Source organism: Stutzerimonas stutzeri (assembly GCF_024448935.1).
In the GTDB taxonomy this organism is placed as follows: domain Bacteria; phylum Pseudomonadota; class Gammaproteobacteria; order Pseudomonadales; family Pseudomonadaceae; genus Stutzerimonas; species Stutzerimonas stutzeri_AO.
The window spans coordinates 1-20053 of record NZ_JAMOIE010000054.1; the positions used below are offsets into that span (position 1 = coordinate 1).

The 20053-nt window shown below is 61.9% G+C and carries 20 protein-coding genes; 7 read left to right on the plus strand and 13 right to left on the minus strand.

What is annotated here, in order from left to right; translation table 11 throughout:
- The 9 genes from NA637_RS15555 to NA637_RS15595 form a co-directional block, all read right to left on the minus strand.
- A partial coding sequence (locus NA637_RS15555; RefSeq protein ID WP_256073264.1) for a relaxase/mobilization nuclease domain-containing protein occupies positions 1–1904 on the minus strand: 1904 nt, incomplete at its 3' end.
- A gap of 505 nt (positions 1905–2409) precedes the next feature.
- Positions 2410–2985, minus strand: a complete 576-nt coding sequence (locus tag NA637_RS15560; RefSeq protein WP_256073265.1) for a S26 family signal peptidase — start codon at positions 2983–2985, stop codon at positions 2410–2412.
- A complete protein-coding gene (locus NA637_RS15565) occupies positions 2982–3539 on the minus strand; it encodes a DUF2840 domain-containing protein (RefSeq protein WP_256073266.1) in 558 nt (185 codons plus the stop codon). Before NA637_RS15565 ends, NA637_RS15560 begins: the two co-directional genes overlap by 4 nt.
- Positions 3536–3820, minus strand: coding sequence for a chromosome partitioning protein ParB (locus NA637_RS15570; protein ID WP_256073267.1), 285 nt, complete (start codon positions 3818–3820; stop codon positions 3536–3538). The genes NA637_RS15565 and NA637_RS15570 overlap by 4 nt, the downstream gene beginning before the upstream one ends.
- Positions 3817–4455 (minus strand): ParA family partition ATPase, encoded by a 639-nt coding sequence (gene parA, locus NA637_RS15575; RefSeq protein ID WP_256073268.1) that lies wholly within the window; start codon positions 4453–4455, stop codon positions 3817–3819. Before parA ends, NA637_RS15570 begins: the two co-directional genes overlap by 4 nt.
- A 265-nt stretch (positions 4456–4720) precedes the next feature.
- A complete protein-coding gene (locus tag NA637_RS15580; protein WP_256073284.1) occupies positions 4721–5575 on the minus strand; it encodes a replication initiator protein A in 855 nt (284 codons plus the stop codon).
- A gap of 26 nt (positions 5576–5601) precedes the next feature.
- Positions 5602–5889 (minus strand): helix-turn-helix domain-containing protein, encoded by a 288-nt coding sequence (locus NA637_RS15585; protein ID WP_063930756.1) that lies wholly within the window; start codon positions 5887–5889, stop codon positions 5602–5604.
- Positions 5890–5950: 61 nt separating this feature from the next.
- The gene (locus NA637_RS15590; protein WP_256073269.1) at positions 5951–6778 is read right to left on the minus strand and encodes a DUF2285 domain-containing protein; all 828 of its coding nucleotides are present in this window, start codon (positions 6776–6778) and stop codon (positions 5951–5953) included.
- Positions 6779–7138: 360 nt separating this feature from the next.
- Positions 7139–7489: a DUF2958 domain-containing protein gene (locus NA637_RS15595; RefSeq protein ID WP_256073270.1), complete on the minus strand. Its 351-nt coding sequence runs from the start codon at positions 7487–7489 to the stop codon at positions 7139–7141.
- A gap of 388 nt (positions 7490–7877) precedes the next feature.
- Between NA637_RS15595 and NA637_RS15600 the strand changes: the two genes are divergently transcribed.
- A complete protein-coding gene (locus tag NA637_RS15600) occupies positions 7878–8312 on the plus strand; it encodes a VOC family protein (RefSeq protein WP_256073271.1) in 435 nt (144 codons plus the stop codon).
- A 36-nt stretch (positions 8313–8348) separates the two neighbouring features.
- Here NA637_RS15600 and NA637_RS15605 read toward each other — a convergent pair whose 3' ends face one another.
- Positions 8349–9740: an MFS transporter gene (locus NA637_RS15605; RefSeq protein WP_256073272.1), complete on the minus strand. Its 1392-nt coding sequence runs from the start codon at positions 9738–9740 to the stop codon at positions 8349–8351.
- 127 nt (positions 9741–9867) lie between these two features.
- Between NA637_RS15605 and NA637_RS15610 the strand changes: the two genes are divergently transcribed.
- Positions 9868–10776, plus strand: a complete 909-nt coding sequence (locus NA637_RS15610; protein WP_256073273.1) for a LysR family transcriptional regulator — start codon at positions 9868–9870, stop codon at positions 10774–10776.
- Positions 10777–10822: 46 nt separating this feature from the next.
- Here the strand turns inward: NA637_RS15610 and NA637_RS15615 are convergent, their stop codons facing one another.
- Positions 10823–11137, minus strand: a complete 315-nt coding sequence (locus NA637_RS15615; protein WP_256073274.1) for a DUF736 domain-containing protein — start codon at positions 11135–11137, stop codon at positions 10823–10825.
- Positions 11138–11841: 704 nt separating this feature from the next.
- On the opposite strand from NA637_RS15615, the gene NA637_RS15620 reads away from it, so the two are divergent.
- From NA637_RS15620 to NA637_RS15640, 5 genes are all read left to right on the plus strand, one after another.
- On the plus strand, positions 11842–13020 hold the full coding sequence (locus NA637_RS15620) for an acyl-CoA dehydrogenase family protein (RefSeq protein ID WP_104098244.1): 1179 nt from the start codon (positions 11842–11844) through the stop codon (positions 13018–13020).
- Positions 13014–13676, plus strand: a complete 663-nt coding sequence (locus NA637_RS15625) for an acyltransferase (protein ID WP_104098243.1) — start codon at positions 13014–13016, stop codon at positions 13674–13676. The genes NA637_RS15620 and NA637_RS15625 overlap by 7 nt, the downstream gene beginning before the upstream one ends.
- Before the next feature lie 2 nt (positions 13677–13678).
- Positions 13679–14095, plus strand: coding sequence for an NUDIX hydrolase (locus NA637_RS15630; RefSeq protein ID WP_104098242.1), 417 nt, complete (start codon positions 13679–13681; stop codon positions 14093–14095).
- A 2-nt stretch (positions 14096–14097) separates the two neighbouring features.
- Positions 14098–14697, plus strand: coding sequence for an HAD family hydrolase (locus NA637_RS15635; protein ID WP_256073285.1), 600 nt, complete (start codon positions 14098–14100; stop codon positions 14695–14697).
- A 93-nt stretch (positions 14698–14790) separates the two neighbouring features.
- Positions 14791–15927 carry an MFS transporter gene (locus tag NA637_RS15640; protein WP_256073275.1) on the plus strand — a complete coding sequence of 379 codons (1137 nt, stop codon included), beginning with the start codon at positions 14791–14793 and terminating at the stop codon, positions 15925–15927.
- Positions 15928–16539: 612 nt separating this feature from the next.
- On the opposite strand, the gene NA637_RS15645 is transcribed toward NA637_RS15640, so the two are convergent.
- Together NA637_RS15645 and NA637_RS15650 are read right to left on the minus strand one after the other, a co-directional pair.
- Positions 16540–18594 (minus strand): ParB/RepB/Spo0J family partition protein, encoded by a 2055-nt coding sequence (locus NA637_RS15645; protein WP_256073276.1) that lies wholly within the window; start codon positions 18592–18594, stop codon positions 16540–16542.
- 85 nt (positions 18595–18679) lie between these two features.
- A complete protein-coding gene (locus NA637_RS15650; RefSeq protein ID WP_256073286.1) occupies positions 18680–19507 on the minus strand; it encodes a DUF932 domain-containing protein in 828 nt (275 codons plus the stop codon).
- Positions 19508–20053: the final 546 nt, after the last annotated feature.

Consider the following 20053-nt stretch of genomic DNA (forward strand, 5'->3'; position numbering starts at 1 on the left):
TGTTCGATCACCGGCCGCCACGGCACCAGGCTGAATCCCATGCCGTCATCGAGCATCGCGTAGCGCCCGCTGGCGAGCATGACCGAGCGCCGGTAGATGCCAGCCACGCGCTGGCCATTGGCCACAGGCCGATGCTCCAGACTCGTTTCGTTGGCAATGTCTTTCGCGGCCTGCGTCAGTTCCCGATTGCGCAGCGTCCCCAGCAGGTTCCGGGCGAGGATCACGCGCTGCCCGCGCCGCTCAGCTAGCCCCTGTTCGGCCAGGAAGTCGGCGCGCTGTTGCAGTGTGTTCTTGACCTCGCCACCAAAGCCCAGGTCGCCCAGCCCCTTGCCGCCGCCGATCAACTGCTGATCCAGCCAGGTCGCGCCGATCACCCGCGCCTGCCGCTCGATCGGCAGGTGCGATTTCAGCTCCACGGCCACGCCGCCCAGGCGCTGCGCGTCGTACTGGCGGCCACGCTCGGCCAGGTCGTCCGGCACCTTCCATAGACCATCGGCCACGCGCTCCACGATGCCGGCCCGGCGCAGGGCTTCCAGCCGGCGAACATGGGCTGCGACAACCTCCTGCGGATCACGGCCAGCCTTGGCTCGGCCTTGCTCGATCGCCAGGTGGTGATCGGTGCGGTACAGGCCGTCGCTCGCCAGCGCGGCGATGTTCTTGTCGGCCGCCCGCACCTCGGCGGAACCGCGTACCTCCACCACGGCGCCGATCGGATAGTTCGCCAGCTCGTCGCGGGCGTTCAGCGCGACGTAGTGGGCCTTGCCGTCCACGCCGTCGATGACCAGATAGCCCCGGTCGCGCAGCTCGTCGGCCAGCCCCTTCGCGGCCACGCGGCCGATGATGGTTCGGCCGTCGTCGCTCGGCTCGAACACCGCCAGCTCGCGCGGCTCGCCGCGCATGGCCCGCTGTATGGTGCGGATGATGTCGCCACGCTCGCCCAGCGCGCGCAGAGTCTTTTCCGCGTCGGCATGGACGGCCCAGGTGCCCGGCTGCATCTCGTCGGCGAGGCCCATGCGCTGCAAGCGTTGCAGGCGACCGATCAACAGTAGGCGCAGGCGTTGCAGCCGCGGTTCGTTGAAGCGTCCGATCTGCACTCGGCCGTCCTCGCCGGCCTCGCGTTGCAGGGTGCGATCCAGGCTCGTCCATCGCTCTTGCGCCACCTCGCGCTGCAAGGTCTGCTGGATCTCCAGCTCGGTGCGTGGCCCGAGCCATTCCGTCGCCAGCCCTGCGGCGCGATGGCGGAAGCCGTGGGCGATGTAGTCGCCCGCGATGATGAGGTCTTTGCCCGTGTCGTCACGCCCGCGCACGATCAGGTGAGTGTGCGGGTTATCGGTGTTCCAGTGATCGACCGCCACCCAATCCAGCCGCGTGCCCAGGTCGGCTTCCATGCGGTCCACCAGATGCCGGGTGTAGGTGCGAAGGTCGTCCAGTTCGGCGCCGTCCTCGGGCGAGACGATGAAGCGGAAATGGTGCCGGTCGTCGGCGGCCCGCTCCTTGAAGGCGTCAAGGTCGGCTTCGTCGGTCTGCGGCCCGTAGGCCCGGCCCGGTTCGCCGTCGCGGCCCGCGCCGTCGCGCTCGATGTAGCGCAGGTGCTTGGCGAGCGATTGCGGGCTGGCACGCTGGTGATTGACCAGCAGCGTCTTGATGGTCACGCGCCGCGACATGGGCGTCAGCTTCGCGCCCGCGAAACGCGCCGCCGTGTGGCCGCGCCCCAGGCGTGAACCAGGCCGCTGGCCGGCGCGTGCGCCGCCGCCGGCTGCGGAATGACGCATCGAGGACTTGCCGCCGCTGGCCTTGCCCGCCTGCTTGAGCACCTTGGAAACGAAGCTCTGGCCTTGGCCCTTGCCCCGGTTCTTCGGGGCTCTGGGGCGCACGCGGAAATCGTCGTCGCGGCGGTCGGTCATGGCTGCGCTCCTCGCAAGCTACGGCGTGTCCTGTCGTGCAAAGCACGCGGACATGCCTGCATTGGCGCGACCCTCGCGCCCCAAGCGGCACGGCGGCAAAGCCGCTGCGTGCCGCACCACCCCCACGTGCAGACTGGCTTTCGACGCGGCCCGGTGCCGCGTCCTTTTGTCTTGCCCTGCATCTTTCCCCGGCCTGACGGCACGGGGATGCGATGCCCGGGCGGCGTTGCGCGGGGCGCAGCCAGCCAGCCGGCGAACGCCCGCCAGACCACAGGCACGGCGCGCTCGGGGCAAGCGGTCTGCACAGGGGAATGCACGTTGCCGTGCAGCAGTGGATGCCGTGCGAAGTGCAGCGCGGATGCGCTCGCACTGCATGCATGGCGACACCGCGAACGCATGCGCATCGGCACGCCTGATGGCACGTCGGCGGCAAGCGGCAGCGCGCCGGACGTGACACAGAAAGGACGAAGGCCCACGCGCCAGCAAGACTGCAAGTCATGCACGATCATGGCTGCTTCTCCAGGTAGAGCGGCTGCGCGATGCCGATCACGTCGGACGCATTGACCGGCCCGAAGTAGCGGCTGTCGAACGACGCCGGGTTGGTCGTGCTCAACAGGAACAGTTCGCCCTCGGCCAGCGAGCGGCAATGCGGCCAGGATGGCAGTGGACGGCCCAGGCGATCAGCAGGCAGCACGGCGGCTACCGGCACGCCGTCGATGCGTACCTGACCGGCGACGATGCAAACGTGTTGCGGCGCGACCGCGCCCACACGCTTGAGCAACGGGATGTGCGAAGGCAGGTAACCGCGTTGCGCAGCAAGTGTGGCCACGTCTTCCGGAAGCCGGGTCAGCACGATGCTGCCCACGGACAACGGCCGTGGCGAGGAGCCGGCCCGCTCGATGCGATACCAGCCGACCGGCACGCTGTCCGACGGGTTGTAGACGACGTGCGCCGCAGGCCGCACGAAGGATGCCCAGGCCAGCGCAGCGAGGCCGCAGGCGGACAGGACGGCCAGCACGATGCGAACGCGCAGGCGGGAGCGAGGTTCCGGCGGGGTTCCGGGCGTAGTGGCATCTGTCATTGCAGCGCCCTCCCGGCCAGCCACGCGACATGTCGCTCGGTGCTGTACTCGGGCAGCGCCAGGTGCGCCGCCAGACGGTTGCCCAGCGTGCGCCAGTACGCGGGCGACACGTCGATGGTGGCAATGCCCAGTGCCTCAATGGCGTCGATGCACTCCAGCACGGCGCGCACTTTCCGCTCGCCTTCGACGTGCAGCAGCAGGCGCGCCCCCGGCCGCACGCCAGGGATACGCTGCGCTGCGTCCAGCGGTGTGCAAGCTTGCATCACCATGAGCTGCCAGCGCGTGGTGCCGTAGTCGTTGGCCTGCCAATGCACATGGCAGAACACCGATGCGGGCAGGAACATGGCGCAGCGCCGCCAGCGGTCGAGTTGGAACGTGCGCGCCGGTTTACCGAAGCGCAGGTAGAGGTTGAAACGGCGGTCGATGTAGGCGAGCGACACGCGGGTCAGCGGCACGTTGTCGGCCTGGCCGGCGAGTGCGAAAAGCGAAGCCGCTCGCGCTGTCGATGCGATAGCCGTGGCCGCGTGCGCAGCAGGCAAAGCGGATGTGCTCATGGCAGGTTCTCCGGGCGCTTGTCGGGAAACTCCCGTTCCAGCAGACCGCGCAGCAGTTCGGCCACGGTCACACCTTGACCGAAGGCGGCGATCTTGATGCGAGCGCGTAGTACGGGTGTCACGTCGAGCGTCAGACGCGCGGTGTAGAGGTCGGCTTTCTGCAAGGCGTCGCCGTCGCCCTGGCGAATCCATGCCTCGGCGTGCGGATTCGCGGGCGGGCGTGCGCCGATGCCGACACGCTTGGCCGTGCGTTTGCTGTTCGGTGGCGGCTTCGCGGTCATGTCGGCCACCGCAGCAGTTCGTCCACCAGGGCGGTGATTTCGCGCGCGGCGGCACTGTCGGGCGCCGTCTCGCGTGCGAGCCGGCCAGCAGCCACGCTGTCGGCGAATACGATGCGCTGGCGCACCTCGGCGCGCAGCGCCGGCAGTGGCTGCTCTGCCAGCGATTGCCGTGCTTCCCTGCCGATGATGGTAGTGCTGACGCGCCGGTTGATGACGAAGGCCGCCCGCAGCGCAGGCCGGAACACCTGCGCTTCACGGATCAGCGCCACCATCTCGGCACTGGCCCACAGGTCATAGGGGCTGGGCTGCACGGGAATCAGCACGCGCTCGGCCGCCAGCAAGGCGGAGCGCGCCAAGGCGGCGATCCTGGGTGGGCCATCAATGACGATGTGATCGGCCCGTCTGGCGAGTTCTGGCGCTTCCTGGTGCAGGGTTTCGCGGGCAAGGCCCACGGCGCTGAACAGCCTGGGCAAGCCCTGTTGGCTTCTGCGCTGCGTCCAGTCCAGCGATGACCCCTGCGGGTCGGCGTCCAGCAGGATGACCGACTGACCGCGCAGCGCCAGTTCGCCCGCGATGTGAGTGGCGAGCGTGGTCTTGCCCACGCCGCCTTTCTGGTTGAGCAAGGCGACGATCATGGCGCGGCCCTCCACTGTGGATGGCCGGACTGCTTTTGCCTTCGAGGCTGCGGTGCTTTTTGCCTTTCGGCAGTTGTCCACCGAAACGGCGCAGCCTTAACAAAAGTTAGAGAATTTAGGTTAGTAATGTTAGAGGGCGCGCAACTCCTTGCCGTTATTGGGTTTTCGGCCGATTTTTGTGCCTGATAGCACGACAATCCGTTGCCTGATAGCACGATAGTTCTGTTGCCTGATAGCACGACACTGTTCACAGGCTTTCCCGGAGTTATCCCCGTGCCGCGAACGGCACGGGCCGGAAGGTCAACAGATCGACCTTGTCGCTGGATATCCGCTCGATACCCAGGACGTAGCCAGGCAGCGCCTGCCGCGCGACCAGACCGCGCAAGTCGGCCGCGAAGTCGTAGAACCGCGCCATGCTGCCCGACTTGCGGTACAGGTACTGGAAGTCGAACTGCCAGCCGTGTTCCTGCTTGCCGCCGTGCTTGCGCACCAGGCGGTACAGCCACCGCTCGATGCCGCCGGTCAGCCGGAAATACGCCGGATCGATGGTCAGCACCAGGGCGGCATCGAGCACGCCGGCGTAGAACCAGTCCGGCAGGATCAGTTCGATGCCCAGCGGCGTGCCGCTGGCGTCGGCCAATTCCTTCCACTCGTTGATCCACGAGAAGCGGTGCAGCCGCCTTCCCGTCGTTTCGCGAATGGACGTGGCCACCGAGGTCGATTGCAGCCGGTCGAGGGCGGCCTTGAGGCGCTGGTAATCGCGCAACGATTTGCCGCGCCCGATGAAGCGCAGGATCTCGTAGGGCGTGACGTGCATCAGCCGGGATGTGGGCAAGCCCGCATCCTTGGCTTCCACGATCTGGCTGGCGGCCCAGATCAGGATGTCGGCGTCCCATATCGTGGCGATGCCGTGCTCCTGCGTGCCTTCCACTCGAATCCTCACGCTGCCCGCCTGGAAGTCGATCGGTGCCGTGCGCCGCGACTTCGCCAGCGAGAAGAACGGATAGGCCATCAGGTCCTGAGCGTCGCGCGGCACCATGTCGCCCGGCAGAGCGCGGAACAGATCGAGCTGTTCGCGCTGCGGCGGTCGCTGCCCTGATGGCAGCGATGGGCTGGACATGGCGATGGCCACCGGCGAGCCGCCGATCAGCGCGCACGGCTGTCGGCCGAGTGGTGCTCGGCATATTCGGGGTCGGAGGTCGTCTCGTAGCTGCGGTCGGCGGCCCAGGCATCAAGGTCGGCCACGGCGTACATGACGCGGCGGCCGAACTTGCGGAACTTCGGTCCGCCGCCGATCACGCGCTGTTTCTCTAGCGTGCGTGGCGACAGGCGCAGGTAGTCGGCGGCTTCGTCGTTGGTCAGGTAGCGCGGGGGCTGGGCGGGTTGCTGCGGAGCAGCGGAAGCGGCCTGGGGCCGCAACGGAGCGGGTCTCATGACAGATACCTCCATCGGTCGATGTCTCCGGCCACACCAGCGCGACCGGATGGAGGCAGTCTCAGAAAAGGCCGGCCGCTTGTTCAGGGCCGTTCTGGCTTTTGGCAAAACGGCCCTGTTCAAGGGATTCGTTTTGTAGTAGGCGGCGGTAGCCGCCACGCATCAGCGCATCGCCGCGCTGCACCAGGCGGCGCGTGCGGGCGCGCAAGCCACCATCGGCGTGCCAGCCGGCGGAAATGGCATCGGTGCCGAACAGCACTTCGGCCACCTCGCGCAGGGACGCGCCCGCCAGGGTGCCGTCGAGCGCCTGCAGGCAGTGCAGCTCCTGCAGGGCCATTGGCGCGGGCCGCTCTCCGGCCTGAGTGAAGGCCGGCGGGCTACGTCCGTCCAACAAGGCCACACCGAGCGCCAAGGCACGATGGCGTGCGCGTGCAGCCTCAGCCTCGCTGCTGGCGGCGGCCCGCGCGCCGTAGGCGTAGGCCATGCCATCGGCCAGGCCCGGAGCCAGTGCCAGGCGCACTTGCCGACCTGGCAGATCCACGGCCAGCCGTAGGCGCCGGCCATCATGGCTCAACTGCTTGTGTCCGGGCAGCGCCCACAAGTCGAACCGCAAACCGTTGCCGGGCATGTCGAGGTCTGGGTGCAGTTGTACTGAAGCGGCCGGATCAGGACACCAGTCCGGGTGCGCGTCCCGTGCATCCAGGGCCGGGTCTTCCAGCAGACGTAGGCCCCAACGCCGGGCCGCATCCGGCCGGCGGCGGCGTCGCCAGTCGAGCCGGTAATCGGGATGGCGGCGCAGGTACTCCCAAGCCAGCGCGGGGCCGTCGAGGTGCAGGATATAGAGATAGGCAGCGGTGGGATGCCAATGGCGGGCGCGAGTCTGTTCCATGGAGCGACCTCCTGTCTGATCGCAGGAACGTCGCCATGGGCATGGAAATGCAGGAGCTACTGCATCGTCGCCCAAGCGTCATAGGCGCCTGGGTACACTGGCCGTATCAAGACCGATTGAGTCCGATGCGTTGCGCAAATAGTCCGAATGCGACGGCTGCGCCACCGGGAAATGGTGCGCGGCACCGGATACCGTGCCGCAAGCGGCGCGGAGCATCATGGCCGCTTCGGCCTGGCGCGCACCGCCCCGGTGCAAGATTCCGGATTCAGACCGTGCAGGTCTTGAGTGAGACCGAAACGGTCTTAATGCTCCGGCCCTGGCCGGACTGTAAAGGCCGGATGCAACCGGCCGGACCTCGTGTCAATCGATGATCGATCCATTCTCCTGAGCCAGGCGAAGATACTCGGACAGTGGCCGCGCCGCCTGGAAGTACAGATCGCGCAGCACGGGCTGCTTGAGCGGCCCAACGATGGAGGCCAGAGCAGAAATCCGCACGGTGCCCAATTCCGGCATGCCCAGCCCCAGGTCGATCAAGCCGCCGGCAGTATCGCCGTCCGCAGGGTCTAGCCAGGCCAGCAGCCAAGTCACATGCGCATCCGGAGTGAACAACCGTACCACCGGCAATGGGTCGAGGTCCTGGCCAGCCGCCTGGGCTCGACCATTGGCGAGCAGCTCGGCGCGCTGCGCGTCGCTGATGAGGGGATGGGTCATGGGGGTATGCCTCCTGAGCAGGTGAAGCCACGGCAGACAGGGGGTGGCAAGCAGGGTGGCGTGCCGCACCGACCGCAAACGTGCAAAACCCGGGATGCACGCATACACATGTGCGCTGATCCACGAAAGCGCATGGGCGTCATCACGCTTTGTCCCAAAACCGTGAAATCTCTATTGTGCGAATCCGTAAAAACGTAAAAAGACGAATCCGGCTTCGTTCATGGCCGTACATGCACGAATGCGGATTCAGACCGATACGGTCATGCACATGCCGCCGCAGCGCATACCGCGCCAGGAAGGGCCTGTGCGGGCGAGGACAGGCGCAAGGTCCAGCAGCTTCTGCTACAAATCCAGAAGGAACTGGATGCAATCGTTTTTGGTGAATGACATGACCGAACCTCGCGACTTCGACCACCTCTGGCGCGACCGCAACGACACCTCGCAACAGCGCGTACCGCGCGTGCTGCTCCGGGTGTTCGTCGGGCCGGGGGAGCTTGAGCGCAGCGTGCGTTTCTATGAAGAGCTGCAAGGCGTGACAGCCGATGGTGGTTTTCCCTTCCCTGAAGCGGGTTTGCGCTTGGCGATGGTCGGCGCGTTCCTGCTGATCGAGGGAACGTCCGAAGCATTGGCGCCTTTCACTTCGACCACGGGCACGCTCCTGGTCGATGATGTGCAGCCTTACTACGACAAACTGGTGGCTGCCGGGGCAAAGATCATTTTTCCTTTGCAAGTTGTTCCCACAGGCGCAGCATTCAACGCGGTTCACCCGGATGGCACCGTTGTCGAGTACGTCCATCATCGGCCCGACCCGCAAGGCCGGTAGTCCACAACATCTCCGGGCTGGGCTGCTGCCGGCTTGCTATGCTCGGCCACGCGCAGCGGCGTGCAAAGCTTGCCGCCTCATTGCCAACCCGGCCAACACCGCCAGACACAGGGCGGCCAGCAGCCACATGACCGCCTGGTAACCCGCGACGAATCCGTTACCACGCGCCACAGCGAAGCGAAACAGTACCGTCGCGATCGCCAAGCCCACGGCCCCGCCCACGTTGTGCACCGTCGTCGCCATGCCCAGTGCGGTACCGGCCAGGCTTTCCGGCAGGGCCGCCATCGCAGCAGTCATCGACGGGCCCAGCACACAGCCCCAGCCGATGCCCATGCAAGCGAACGCGGTCAATACCCACGGCCAGCCGGTGGCCGCAGTGAAGGCCGACTGCATCAGCGCCGAAACCAATAGCGCCGAGAACCCGGCCATCATCACCGGCACCGCGCCCAGCCGGTCGCAGCCGCGGCCGGCCAACGGGGAGATCAGTGCCATGACCAGCGTGGTGGGCAACAGCAGCCAGCCGGTCGCCGCGCTGTCCTGCCCACGCAATTGGCCCAGGTACAGGGGCATCAGGAAAAACGCCACGCAGTAGAAGAACGCCAGCACCGCCGTCGCGCACGCGGCGATGGCAAAACCCGGTCGCACGAAAAACCCCAGCCGCAACAGTGGCGCCGCCGCGCGTCGTTCGACCCTGCTCAGTACATAGCCCAGCAACGCCGCTACGGTCAGCAGCCCCAGCGTCGCAGGAGAGGACCAGCCCCAGTCCGGACCGTGAATCAACGCTGCAATCCCGCAGGGCAGCACCGCCAACAGCAGGATGCCACCGAGCCAATCGAACCGCTCCTGCGCCGGGGCGGCTGGCTGCACCGCCAGCCGTCCGGCGCACAGTACGAAGCTTGCTGCGATCAGTGGCACGTTGACGAGAAAAATCCAACGCCATCCCAGCACTTCCACCAGCAAACCACCGAAAACCGGTCCGATCGCCAGGCCCAGGCCGTTGATGCTGAATAGCAATCCGAGCGCCTTGCCGCGCTCCTGCTCGGAAAACATCGCTGCGACCAGGGCGGCCGATGCCGTATAGAGCCCCGCGCAGGCCATGCCCTGAACAGCACGCCACGCCACCAGCATGGGTAGCCCTGCAGCCAGCCCGGCCCCCAGCGAAGCCACGCCGAACACCGCCATGCTGGCGAGCATGGCGCGGCGGTGGCCGTGACGATCGGCCAGTTGCCCCACGGCGATCGTGCAACTGGACAAGGCCATCACGAAGGCCGTGACGACCCACTGCACCTGCTCGATGCTGGCCTGGAAGGCCGACTGCATCGCAGGGATGGCGGTATTGACGATGGTGAAGTCGATGCAGCCCAGAAAGCTGGCGATGGCAATGCCAGCCATCGCCAGCCAACGCTGCTGGCGTGTCGAACGATGCATGGGGACGGACCTCCGCAAAGGCGCAGCCACTCGGTCCGCGCGGAATCCAGGTATGGTAATAAGGAATAATTCGATCAAATTGATATGTTTTTTATAAATGGAAGATACTTTTACTATCGAATCTCCTATGCATTCATCCGATCGCTTTCAAGGCATCCTCGCTTTCGTCCGGGCCGTGGAGCACGGAAGTTTCAGCGTCGCCTCACGCCAGATGGGCCTGTCGCCTTCCAGTGTCGGCAAGGCGGTGGCACGACTGGAGCAGCGTTTAGGCGTGCGCCTGTTCCAGCGCACGACACGGCGCATGACGCTCACCGACGAAGGGTTGGCTTTCCACGAGAACTGCCTGCGTGCTCTGGCCGAATTGGACCAGGCCGAATTCCTGTTGGCCGAGCGCTTGCTGACGCCTACAGGGCGGGTGCGCATCGCGCTGCCGACCTTATACGGGCGCGTGCGCGTCCTGCCGGTGCTCACCCGATTAGCCGAGCGCCACGCCGCCCTCGGCCTGGACGTGGTCTTTTCCAGTCGCACGGTCGATCTGGTCGAGGAGAACGTCGATCTGGCCGTGCGTATCGGCCCGTTGCAAGACAGCGCGTTGCATGTCGCCCGCCGCTTGGGCGAACAGTCGTTGTGGGTGTGCGCCGCGCCGGACTACGTCGTCCGGCGCGGCGCACCCTCCACGGTGGACGAGTTGCACGATCACGATTGCATCGCACGCCTGCGTGACGGCACTGAAGAAGCCTGGCAACTCCGCGGCCAGACAGGGCGCCTGCCACCGCGAGCGCGCTTGCGGTTGAGTGATCTGGAGGCGGTGAAAGAATCTGCCCTGGCGGGTTTCGGACTGGCGCAGCTACCCGGTTGGTTCATCGAAGATGACCTTCGGACAGGGCGGCTTATCGCTGTCCTGCCCGATATGCAGCCAGCACCGCTGCCGATCCATGTGCTGTGGCCGAAGACCTCGCGCATGACTGCGCGTTTGCGCATCACCATCGACACGCTGGTCGAGCACCTGTCGCCGTACAGCAAGATGCCGGACTGAACGGCCACCACCGCGCCCCGCCACAACGGGCGGGGCGCGGTGGCCGTCAGCCCGCCTTGGGCTTGCTGCGCGACCAGATCAGGTCGTGCGTGCCGTCCTCGCCTTCGATCAAGCGGGCATAGACCGTTGCCGGGAACGAAGGATCGTCGAGGGACACGGACACGTAGGGCCGCCCGGCTTCGCTGACTTTCCGCCACCCCGCGCCGATGTCGTGTCCAGCCGCCTGAAGGCGGAAGTCGGGGGCGTTCTCGGTGTCGCCCTTGTCGTTGGGAACCAGCTTGTCCTTGACGTTGAGGGTCAGGGTGCGAAGCGTGCCGGTGAAGCCGTCTTTATCCGCGGTGAAGGTGCCGATGTTAGCCATTGCGATTTCTCCTTTCGGGTTGAACAAGGTCGCGCCAGTGCGTCCTTGTTGTGATCCGCACAGGTATGGGCTGGTCACCGCGTGCGGTCGACACGCAATGGACAACCTGGAAGCGAAAAGAATTTGCCCCCTGGAGTAGAAGCTTCATGGAGATGCCGCGCGTTCTGTTCATGAACTGGGCTTCGTGACGCGAGGCACGAACCACTAGCGTCGAGGACGGCACGCGTGTGCGCCACCCGCCGTAGCAAGCCTGTACGTACGGCCAAGCCCCGCCTTTGCGGCGGGGCGCCAGCCTAGCCGATCCGGCGGCGTTCGAAGAGCGCTAGGCCACACATGGGGGATAGGCAGGGGTGCAATCCGAACGCATGACGGTTCTCGTGCCGCAGCGCGCACAAAAAAGTGCAGTAGCGCATCACATCGGCTACGAAACGCGACATCCAGAACCCCTCACAACGAAGAGCATGTCCTTCTTTTTAATAATAAAAAGTAAATTATAAATTACGGAATGAGATATGGCGTGAAGAAGCAACTTTAATTAAGGCCAAATAAGCAATAATCAATGCCAATAAAGCAATGGTGCTTTCCAAAAACTCCATTAGATTGGAGGGGGACTTTTCTTTGCTGTGACTTGATGGTGCTACCCAGCATCCGAAGTGCCGCAGAGTTTCAGACTGAAATCCAACCATCTAGCCAACGGTAAGATCATGGGCATACGTCTTCCTCAAATTTTTTGCGAAAAAATGGGCGACAGAATTCTCTCGACTCTAGAAGAGTTGAGCGATAAAGAAGAGTTGCATGATCCTTTGACTTGGCGGAGGATGATTCCCGGCTTGGCGTCCTTGGACTACAAAAATAGTAGACCAGGTGAGCAAGCTGTACTAAGTGCTCGTGCCCTTATGAGTATCTTTAAATTCTTCGGAAGTATCAGTCTTGACCTCCGAGATGTCCCAGGCCTCGGACATGGGCGAGTTTTTTTAGCCTCAAAAAAGCAAAATCAATTCAGCTCTCAGCTTGGCGAAATAGCAAGCGCAAGAAGTTTTGCCGCAATATGCATAACTGAAGAAGATGGCGGCTCTGATCTACATGCCATAAAGACCACTGCAAAACGTCTGGACGGTGGATACGAAATAAATGGGCAAAAGAAATATGTGGCTCGTCTAAGGCAGTCGGATACTCTAATAGTATTTGCAAATATAGTCGGCGCCGAACAGGGGCTGACCGTCTTCATGGTCGAAAAATCTAATCCAGCGATTCAAATAGCCGATATTGAAGCAATGGGACTTCGCGGCATATCCTGGGGGCAGCTTGATCTAGAGAAGGTATGGGTGCCAGCAAAAAATCGAATTGGTGGTGAAGGACAAGGTTTTTCGATTTTTTCCACTCATTTCTCATTCTGGCGCTGTGCAATGGCTGCCGCGGCAATAGGTTCAGCCGAAAAAGCATTAGACAAGGCTAAGAACCGAATGCGAACCCGGGAAGCCTTTTCTGGGCAAATAGGTAGATTCACGCATCTGCAGCAGGAGTTTGCAAAACACGCATCTCGGCTGCATATGGTGTGGCTATTGGTGCAAAGCGCAGCGCAGCGCATAGACCTCAAGCAATACAGCTACGTCGACGCGGCCATGGCTAAAGCAGAAGGTGTAGAAGCATCAATTGCAGCAGTCCAGTGGAGCATGCTCGTGCACGGTGCATACGGCTACTCGGCGGAAGCACAGCTCGAAAAATCGTTACGAGACCTTCTGGGACTAAGGATTGCAGATGGCACTACCGACGTTCTTCGAGGACAGGTCGCAAGAGGAATCCTGGGCGAAGAACTATATTCTTTGTCCTTAGGACGTGAATTTAACACTTCTTCACCAGCACGGGAGCGTCAACTATGGTAGCGGAAATACTAAGTTATGAGCAGGCAGTCCAACATGGCTTACTGCAAGTGGAAGAAGGTGCGCTCATATCATCCGACGTAAGGTTTATTCCAAACGAGGATGATGGCGTGAACAGTGGCCCGATTGTAGTGAGACGAGGTGCCCGAATAAGATCGGGGGCTTTGTTGTGCTCTGGTGTCAGCATTGGGGAAAACTCCATCATCGGACACAATGCCGTAATTCGCGCGCGGGTAAAGATCGGCGCGAATAGCGTGATCTCACATTTTGTCTGTTTGGAGCGTGATTCCACGGTTGGAGAAAATGTCAGAATTTCGGCATTGACCCACATCACCGGAAACTGCTCAATTGGTGACAATGTGCAAATTGGCGCAAGGGTTGTCACCGTAAATGATAACGAGATGCGCTGGCGTGTCGGCGAGATATTGCGCGCCCCCAAGATACTCTCTGGGGCCAGAATTGGAAGCGGAACGACTTTGCTGGGCAATGTGACCGTAGGGACAAATGCTTTTATTGGCGCGGGGTCGGTGGTTACGCGAAATATCCCTCCTGGAACGCTTGCATATGGAAATCCAGCATATGTCCAGGGCGACCGCCCGCAAGGAGAGTGGAACGCGGGCGCTAGCAAGCTTAGTTCTGAAGATAACGGAGATTTATAACGATGGCGACGATTGGCGTTTTTGCGAACATTTTAAATGACAAGGGAGAAGTTCTTTGCGTGCAAAGGAACTACCCGCCTTATGGATGGACTGTACCTGGGGGCAGGCTTGAAGATGGAGAGTCGCCTGAAGATGGTGTGACCAGGGAAGTCCTTGAGGAAACCGGATACAAGGTCGTTATCGAAAGACTGGTAGGATTATATTCGGCGCCTTTCAAATCGGATATCGTCATATATTTTTCGTGCAGAATTGTTGCACGGGAGGATTGGCAACCCGATTCGGAGATCGCTGCCGCTGAGTTCTTTCCCGTAGACGATCTTCCTTCTCCTATGAAAAACAACACCCGAGTCAGGATTCTGGATGCCCACGCTGGCAAAACAGGCGCCTGGAAAACCTTCTCGAAAGAAGAGCATTCTTGATTATGCAAGCCAAAGCTGGGAATTATGTGATTTGCTTTGATGTCGGCAACGTGTTGGTAGAATTAGGGCCAACTATTGATTCCTGGCTTGAACCACAGGACATCTTGCAGGTGCGAATCCTTCTTGATGACTATAGCATCGGCAATATCGGCACGGAAGCCTTCTTCAAAAACCTTAAAGCCATTAGCAAACACCCGGACGGAGCCATTCCTATCGAACAGTGGTTTATAGAAAAACGGCTGAAAGGCCCCTTTCCTGGCGCTGTCGAGTTGTTGTCAAAACTGGCCGATCTGGAAGTTGAGGTGGTTTTGTTTTCCAATACTAACGAAGCGCATTGGAATCATATAAAAAAATATGCCTTTCAGTACGAGGATGCTTTCGTATCTTTCCTGATGAAGAAAAAGAAGCCCAGTCAAGACGCCTTCAAAGACGTGGAACGTTCAATTCGATCAGCAGCGGAAGAAGTAATTTTTTTTGATGACTCACTTGCCAATATTAACACGGCAAAGAGTCTTGGGTGGAACGCTCACTTAGCCGCAGGGCCTAATCCAGTTGACGGAATCATTAGAACGCTTAGATCAGTATATGGAGTGGCCATCTGATTGAAGCCTTCTGTGCCAGCCTTATGCTGAGACTTAAATAATACTGAGCAGGCCGTGAACTCTATGAGTTGTGTGGATGAGAGAGTCGTTGCAATGTCAGCAATTCTTCTTGGAGTTGCAGCCGCCATTCTTGATGTCTCGATGGTGAATGTTGCACTGCCGAGAATTGCTTTTCAATTAAATGTTGCCGCTGCGGATTCTATATTTATAGTCAACGCTTATCAAATTTCGATGGTTGCTTCATTGCTGGTTTTTTCTGCACTAGGCGATGCGATTGGCTACAAAGTCATTTACATACTCGGATCTATTTTATTCGCGGCCTCATCACTTGCTTGCTCGATCGCCACATCTTTCGATCATCTTGTTTTAATTAGAGCAATCCAGGGATTAGGTGGGAGTGCCATGACTGCAGTCAATATAGCAATCATAAGAAGCATATATCCTGCACATCAATTTGGAAAGGCGATCGGATTTAGTGCATTGGTGGTGGCCTTATCTTTTTGTGCGGGGCCTTTGATTTCATCGATAATTCTATCTTATGGATCTTGGTCACTCATATTCTTTTTGAATTTTATGATTGGCACAGTTGTTTTTATTATGACCGCCGCTTTTTTACCAAACGACCATCGTAAAGATTCAGTCGCAATTCCTTGGCTGGATTTTTTTATCGTTGTGGCGGGACTGTTTCTAATCGCCTTTTCACTCGCGGCGTTGGGATTGAGTGGTTATGGTAATGCCAGATTCATTGCTGGCGGTGCCTCGTTCGCCATCGGACTAACCATCATACTGTTCAACTCGAAGTCCTTTAGAAAATTCCTGCCTCATCCTTATAGTAAAGGGAAGTTTCTTACTGCAATTTTTATCACGACACTTGGGTATATGGCGCAAGGTTCAGCACTAATTTCTCTGCCTTTCTTTTTTTCGCTTGCCTACGCCGAAAACTTGCCAAAAACTGTGACTGCGCTGGTGTTCTGGGCATTATTTTCCGGGATTGCCGCATATTTTTCTGGACGAGCCTCTGACAAGTGGAATTCCGTTCATTTGCTTGTTGGCGGGTTATTTTTTATGTTTGTCGGGATAGCTCTTTTAGCCATTTCAGGCGCAGGGGGGGGCGGTCTGGCTTGCATGCTTATGTGCGGCTGTAGCTGGAACAGGTTTTGGCATATTTCAAACACCAAACCTCAAATTGATACTGAGCTACAGTCCTGTACAGGAAAGTGGTCGATCTAACGGTGTTCTAGCCACACTCAGGTTGCTGGGCCAAATGGCTGGTGGGGTTATTGCCGCAGGCTCTCTAAGCCTTAGCGCTGAGCAAGGAGCGCACTGGGCTTTGATTGCAAGCGCGTTATGTGCATTTTCAGCCTTTGCTCTCGCCAATATGCAGAGAGCACGTGAGCTGTAGTTGTAGCCGCACAATTATGTGGAATGCGATAGATACCAGACAGTAGTCGTACAGTTCCAGAGCGCCAAGGCGCGAGGGATTGAAGCCACATGGCCGTGATGGCGAAGGCGGCACGGGGGCGCAGCTCGAAAGCCGGCCGCGATCTTGCGTTGCCGCGCGCGAACTGGGAACTGACTGGCGCTGTTGTTGCGTCGGGCAGTTCCGCCGAGTTGGTGAGCAGGCAGGCGGACGGCCGTTGGCTCTATGTCATAAACCATGTCGTTGTTGGGCTGCATCCACGTATTTCGCACTCTGGCGAAGCTACGTAGCGCCGGGCACGTACTACGCCGGAGGCATAGATTGCCACCATGCATGGGCGGCTGGTGGTGCGGGTCATTGGCGGTTCTCCTGCCAGCGAAGTGCCCCGGTCATAGGGCCGGGGCACTTGCCTTCGGTGCAGGCTAGGCGGCCAGCGCCTCGGTGGGTTCATCCACCGTTGCCTCGTCATCCTTTGGGACGTCCTGCTCCGTGCTTGCCTCCTGCATGGCATCCTGCGGGCCAGTGGTCTTGAAGATCGAAGGCATCCAGCCGGTGCCAGCAGCCAGCCGTTCGGCTTCACTGGCAATGTCCGCCTTCTTCAACTTCGCCAGCCGGGTAGCGTGCGACGGTGCGAACTCGCCCACGGCTTCCAGAATCACCGCCTTGGAAACGTGCTTGAAGTAGCCTTCGGCGGTGGGCTGCCACCATGCCGCCATGTCCAGTCCCACGGCCTGCGCCAGTTCCGCGCCCGGCTGGTGCGCCGTGGCGCGGGGCGTCACCACGTCCACGGTCGCCGCCACGCATACCGCCAGCAACCGCACCAGTTCGCCTTGCTCCATCGCCAGCAGCGCGGCGAACAGTTCGGCGCTGTCCTGCGGCAGCGCTTCGCCCGCGACCTGCTGCAGCTCGCGCAGGGCGACGGCGGCGGGCGATTCGGGCCAGTCGGGGGCCATGCCTTCCAGCCGGTCTTGCGCTTTCAGGCTCACGCCCAGCGGCAAGTCGTGGCCATAGTGGTTGTCCTGCAAGACGCTCTGCACCATGCCATGCACGAGCGCGGCCAGCGCGACTTGCGGATGCCTGGCGACTTCGATTTGCAGCGCGGCGGTGCGGTGCGCGCTCAAGCGCTGCGCCAGCCGGTCGGACAGGCTCGCGGCCTTGGGCTGCTCGGCGTCCTCGCCTTCGTCGTCGTTCCCGGCTTTGCCTTCTGCGCTGCCGAAACCCTGCCGCAAGCGTTCCAGCGTGCGCAGCGCCTTGGCTTCGGCTTCGCGCAGCAGCCCGCGATGAATCACGGCTTCGCCGCTGCGGTCGAGGGTGACGATGGCACCGGCCACGGCGCGCACGTCCGGGGCGTAGCCCTGCAAGGTTTCCTCCACGGCTTGCAGTTCCCCGGCTACCTGTTCGCGGCGTGGTTCCAGCGCCTCGGTCTTGTCCTCGTCCTCGGCGTCGTAGGCTTCTTCCAGTTCGGCGTCGATCTTGTCGAGGCGGCTTTGCAGCGAGGCAATGCGGCGGGCTTCGCGGGCGGTCGGTTCGCGGCGCTGGCGCGGCGCGTTCTGGAATGCCTGCCGCTCGGCGTAGCTCATGTGCGGCACGGCTTCCACCCACGCCCAACCCTCGGCGCGCACGTTCCCGGCCAGCGCATCCAGCTTGCCGCGCACCAGCGTTTCCAGCAGCGCGGGGTCGGTCAGGTAGGTTCCGGCATCGCCTTCCGCGAACAGGTCGCGGCGGATGCCGCCGCCCGCCGCCGTGTAGGCGTCCAGCCCGGCGAAGCGCACCAGCGGATGCGTGGCGTCGATTTCGCGCTCGGTCAGGCGTTCGCGCAGCGCGGACGCGCCACGCTGCCATTCGGGCGCACCGTAGAACGCGGCTTCCTGCGCGGCGTGGTCGTCGGTGATGCTCAGGGCCATCAACTGTTCCAGCGTGACGGCTGCGGCCCGGTAGTCGGTCAGCAGGCGCGGCGAGACGTTGGCCAGCTTCAAGCGGCGCTGCACCACCAGCGGGGACACGCCGAAGTCGGCGGCAATGTCCTCGATGGGCCGGCCTTCCTTGACCAGCGCGGCGAAAGCCTCGAACTGATCGGCCGGGTGCATCTGCTCGCGCAGCAGGTTTTCCGCGAGGCTGACGGTACGGGCCGAAGCGTCGGGCACCAGCAGGCAAGGCACCTCAAAGTCGGCGGCGATGCGCTTCTTTTTCGCCAGCAGCTTCAACGCGGTCAGTCGGCGGTCGCCGGCCACCACTTCGTATTGCTCGCCATCGGCGGTAAGAATGACGACGAGATTTTGCAGCAGGCCAATGCGGGCGATGCTCGCGGCCAGTTCGGGAATGGACAGGCGCGGGGTCTTGCGTGCGTTGCGCTTGGAGCGGCGCGGCAGCAACTGCGAGAGCGGAACCAAAATCAGGTTCTTGGTCGGGTCGGCCACTTCCAGCGGCGCGGCGGCAGTTTCGATGGCGCGGGTTTCGGTTTGAGTAACGGCTTTCATGGTGATAACTCCTAGCGATTGGGATGCAGCAGCGAGAGCAGCGAGAGAAGCGGCAAGGGCTGCTGCCTGCCCCTGCCGCGTGGGGTCAGGCTTTCAACTGGCGCATGCCATCGGCCAGCAGCCAGAGCGCACGGTTGAGGCGGATGTTTTGGTCGATGCCCTGCACCGGGCGGGTTTGCTGGCGGCGTCCGTTGGCGCTGCGCCCGCGCAGGCCGCCTTGGGTCAAGTTCTCTTGCGTGCGGTTGAACACGCTCCACAAGTCCGGGCGGCGGTCATCGAACCGGCGCGGCATCAGGATTTGCGATTCGGTAATGGGCGCGGGCTTGTCGGGGTCGTCGTACTTGAGGGCCAGCGCGGCGCGGGCGAACACTTCGGATTCGCCATCGTTCAAGGTGATGGCGCGCATGGCATCGCGGGACTCCTTCACGCGGTCGAAGCCACGCAAGACTTCGTAAGCGCCTTCGATGACGGAACCGGCCACGTCGCCTTTGTGGGGCACGCGCACGTCTGCCACGGTGTCGCCGCAGACAAGGCCATTGCTGCACACGAACCGGAACATGCCGGCCAGCATCTGATAGCTGCTCGTTCCGTCATGGGAATTGAGCAACACGATTTCATTGGCTTCTGCGCCGTTGATCTGGCTGGCATGGCGCAGGCGCAGCATGTGTTTGGTGTGCTCGCGCTTGCCTTCATCGCGCACGCGGGTCTGGCAAGCCATGAAGGGTTGGAATCCCTCTTTGCGAAGCTCGGCCAGCACGGCGGACGTGGGGATGTAGGCGTACCGCTGCGAACGGCTTTCGTGCGGGGCATCCGCGAAGATGGACGGGGCCACGCGGTGAATCTGGTCATCGGACAGCGGGTAATCGCTGCGCAGCGAGGGGGAACGGGAAGCGAATCGGGATGCGAGTTGCATGGTCTTTCTCCTGACAAAGAAGGGTTTGCTGTTCAAACCGCACACCGAATTCCTAGATTCGGAGCCCAGCCTTTCGGCTGTTCGGTGCGGTTGGCACGAGGAACCCGGTTGGCCCTGTTGCCACCGTCTTTCCTGAGTTCATCGCCCGCGACGGTCAGGAGCCCACGGACGTGAGCTGTCAAGGAGAAAAGCGTCAGGTAGGTGCGGCCCGCAGGCACAGCCGAGGACACGGCCTGGCGCGCCTTGATGGCACGCGGCCACGGGCTACAGTCGCGAGCAAGGTGATGGAGTCAGGGGAGACGGCTGGACAAGGCAACGGCCGCTTCCATCGCCGACCGCACGGCAAGCGAAGCGCGCAGGCCCGGAGCTGGAAGCCGGGCCGTAGGCGTCAGGGATGGAAGCCCGTCAGGGGCGAGACTCGTGCAGCGAGGCTCGATGCAACGCACGACAGCGCGACCCGGCCATGCTTCTTGGCCGGGGACGCTAATGAATGGATGCCTGTTCCAGGCCCGGAAGCTAAAATTGCCAGCGACCCAGGGGTGTCTG

Bases quoted from the DNA above. Each gene is read 5' to 3' on its own strand.
- NA637_RS15640 (WP_256073275.1), top strand. From the start codon at position 14,791: ATGTCAGCAATTCTTCTTGGAGTTGCAGCCGCCATTCTTGATGTCTCG.
- NA637_RS15565 (WP_256073266.1), bottom strand. From the start codon at position 3,539: ATGAGCACATCCGCTTTGCCTGCTGCGCACGCGGCCACGGCTATCGCA.
- NA637_RS15645 (WP_256073276.1), bottom strand. From the start codon at position 18,594: ATGAAAGCCGTTACTCAAACCGAAACCCGCGCCATCGAAACTGCCGCC.
- NA637_RS15625 (WP_104098243.1), top strand. From the start codon at position 13,014: ATGGTAGCGGAAATACTAAGTTATGAGCAGGCAGTCCAACATGGCTTA.
- NA637_RS15620 (WP_104098244.1), top strand. From the start codon at position 11,842: ATGGGCATACGTCTTCCTCAAATTTTTTGCGAAAAAATGGGCGACAGA.
- NA637_RS15585 (WP_063930756.1), bottom strand. From the start codon at position 5,889: ATGAGACCCGCTCCGTTGCGGCCCCAGGCCGCTTCCGCTGCTCCGCAG.
- NA637_RS15600 (WP_256073271.1), top strand. From the start codon at position 7,878: ATGACCGAACCTCGCGACTTCGACCACCTCTGGCGCGACCGCAACGAC.
- NA637_RS15570 (WP_256073267.1), bottom strand. From the start codon at position 3,820: ATGACCGCGAAGCCGCCACCGAACAGCAAACGCACGGCCAAGCGTGTC.
- NA637_RS15650 (WP_256073286.1), bottom strand. From the start codon at position 19,507: ATGCAACTCGCATCCCGATTCGCTTCCCGTTCCCCCTCGCTGCGCAGC.
- NA637_RS15560 (WP_256073265.1), bottom strand. From the start codon at position 2,985: ATGACAGATGCCACTACGCCCGGAACCCCGCCGGAACCTCGCTCCCGC.
- NA637_RS15590 (WP_256073269.1), bottom strand. From the start codon at position 6,778: ATGGAACAGACTCGCGCCCGCCATTGGCATCCCACCGCTGCCTATCTC.
- NA637_RS15615 (WP_256073274.1), bottom strand. From the start codon at position 11,137: ATGGCTAACATCGGCACCTTCACCGCGGATAAAGACGGCTTCACCGGC.
- NA637_RS15610 (WP_256073273.1), top strand. From the start codon at position 9,868: ATGCATTCATCCGATCGCTTTCAAGGCATCCTCGCTTTCGTCCGGGCC.
- NA637_RS15580 (WP_256073284.1), bottom strand. From the start codon at position 5,575: ATGTCCAGCCCATCGCTGCCATCAGGGCAGCGACCGCCGCAGCGCGAA.
- NA637_RS15595 (WP_256073270.1), bottom strand. From the start codon at position 7,489: ATGACCCATCCCCTCATCAGCGACGCGCAGCGCGCCGAGCTGCTCGCC.
- NA637_RS15630 (WP_104098242.1), top strand. From the start codon at position 13,679: ATGGCGACGATTGGCGTTTTTGCGAACATTTTAAATGACAAGGGAGAA.
- parA (WP_256073268.1), bottom strand. From the start codon at position 4,455: ATGATCGTCGCCTTGCTCAACCAGAAAGGCGGCGTGGGCAAGACCACG.
- NA637_RS15635 (WP_256073285.1), top strand. From the start codon at position 14,098: ATGCAAGCCAAAGCTGGGAATTATGTGATTTGCTTTGATGTCGGCAAC.
- NA637_RS15605 (WP_256073272.1), bottom strand. From the start codon at position 9,740: ATGCATCGTTCGACACGCCAGCAGCGTTGGCTGGCGATGGCTGGCATT.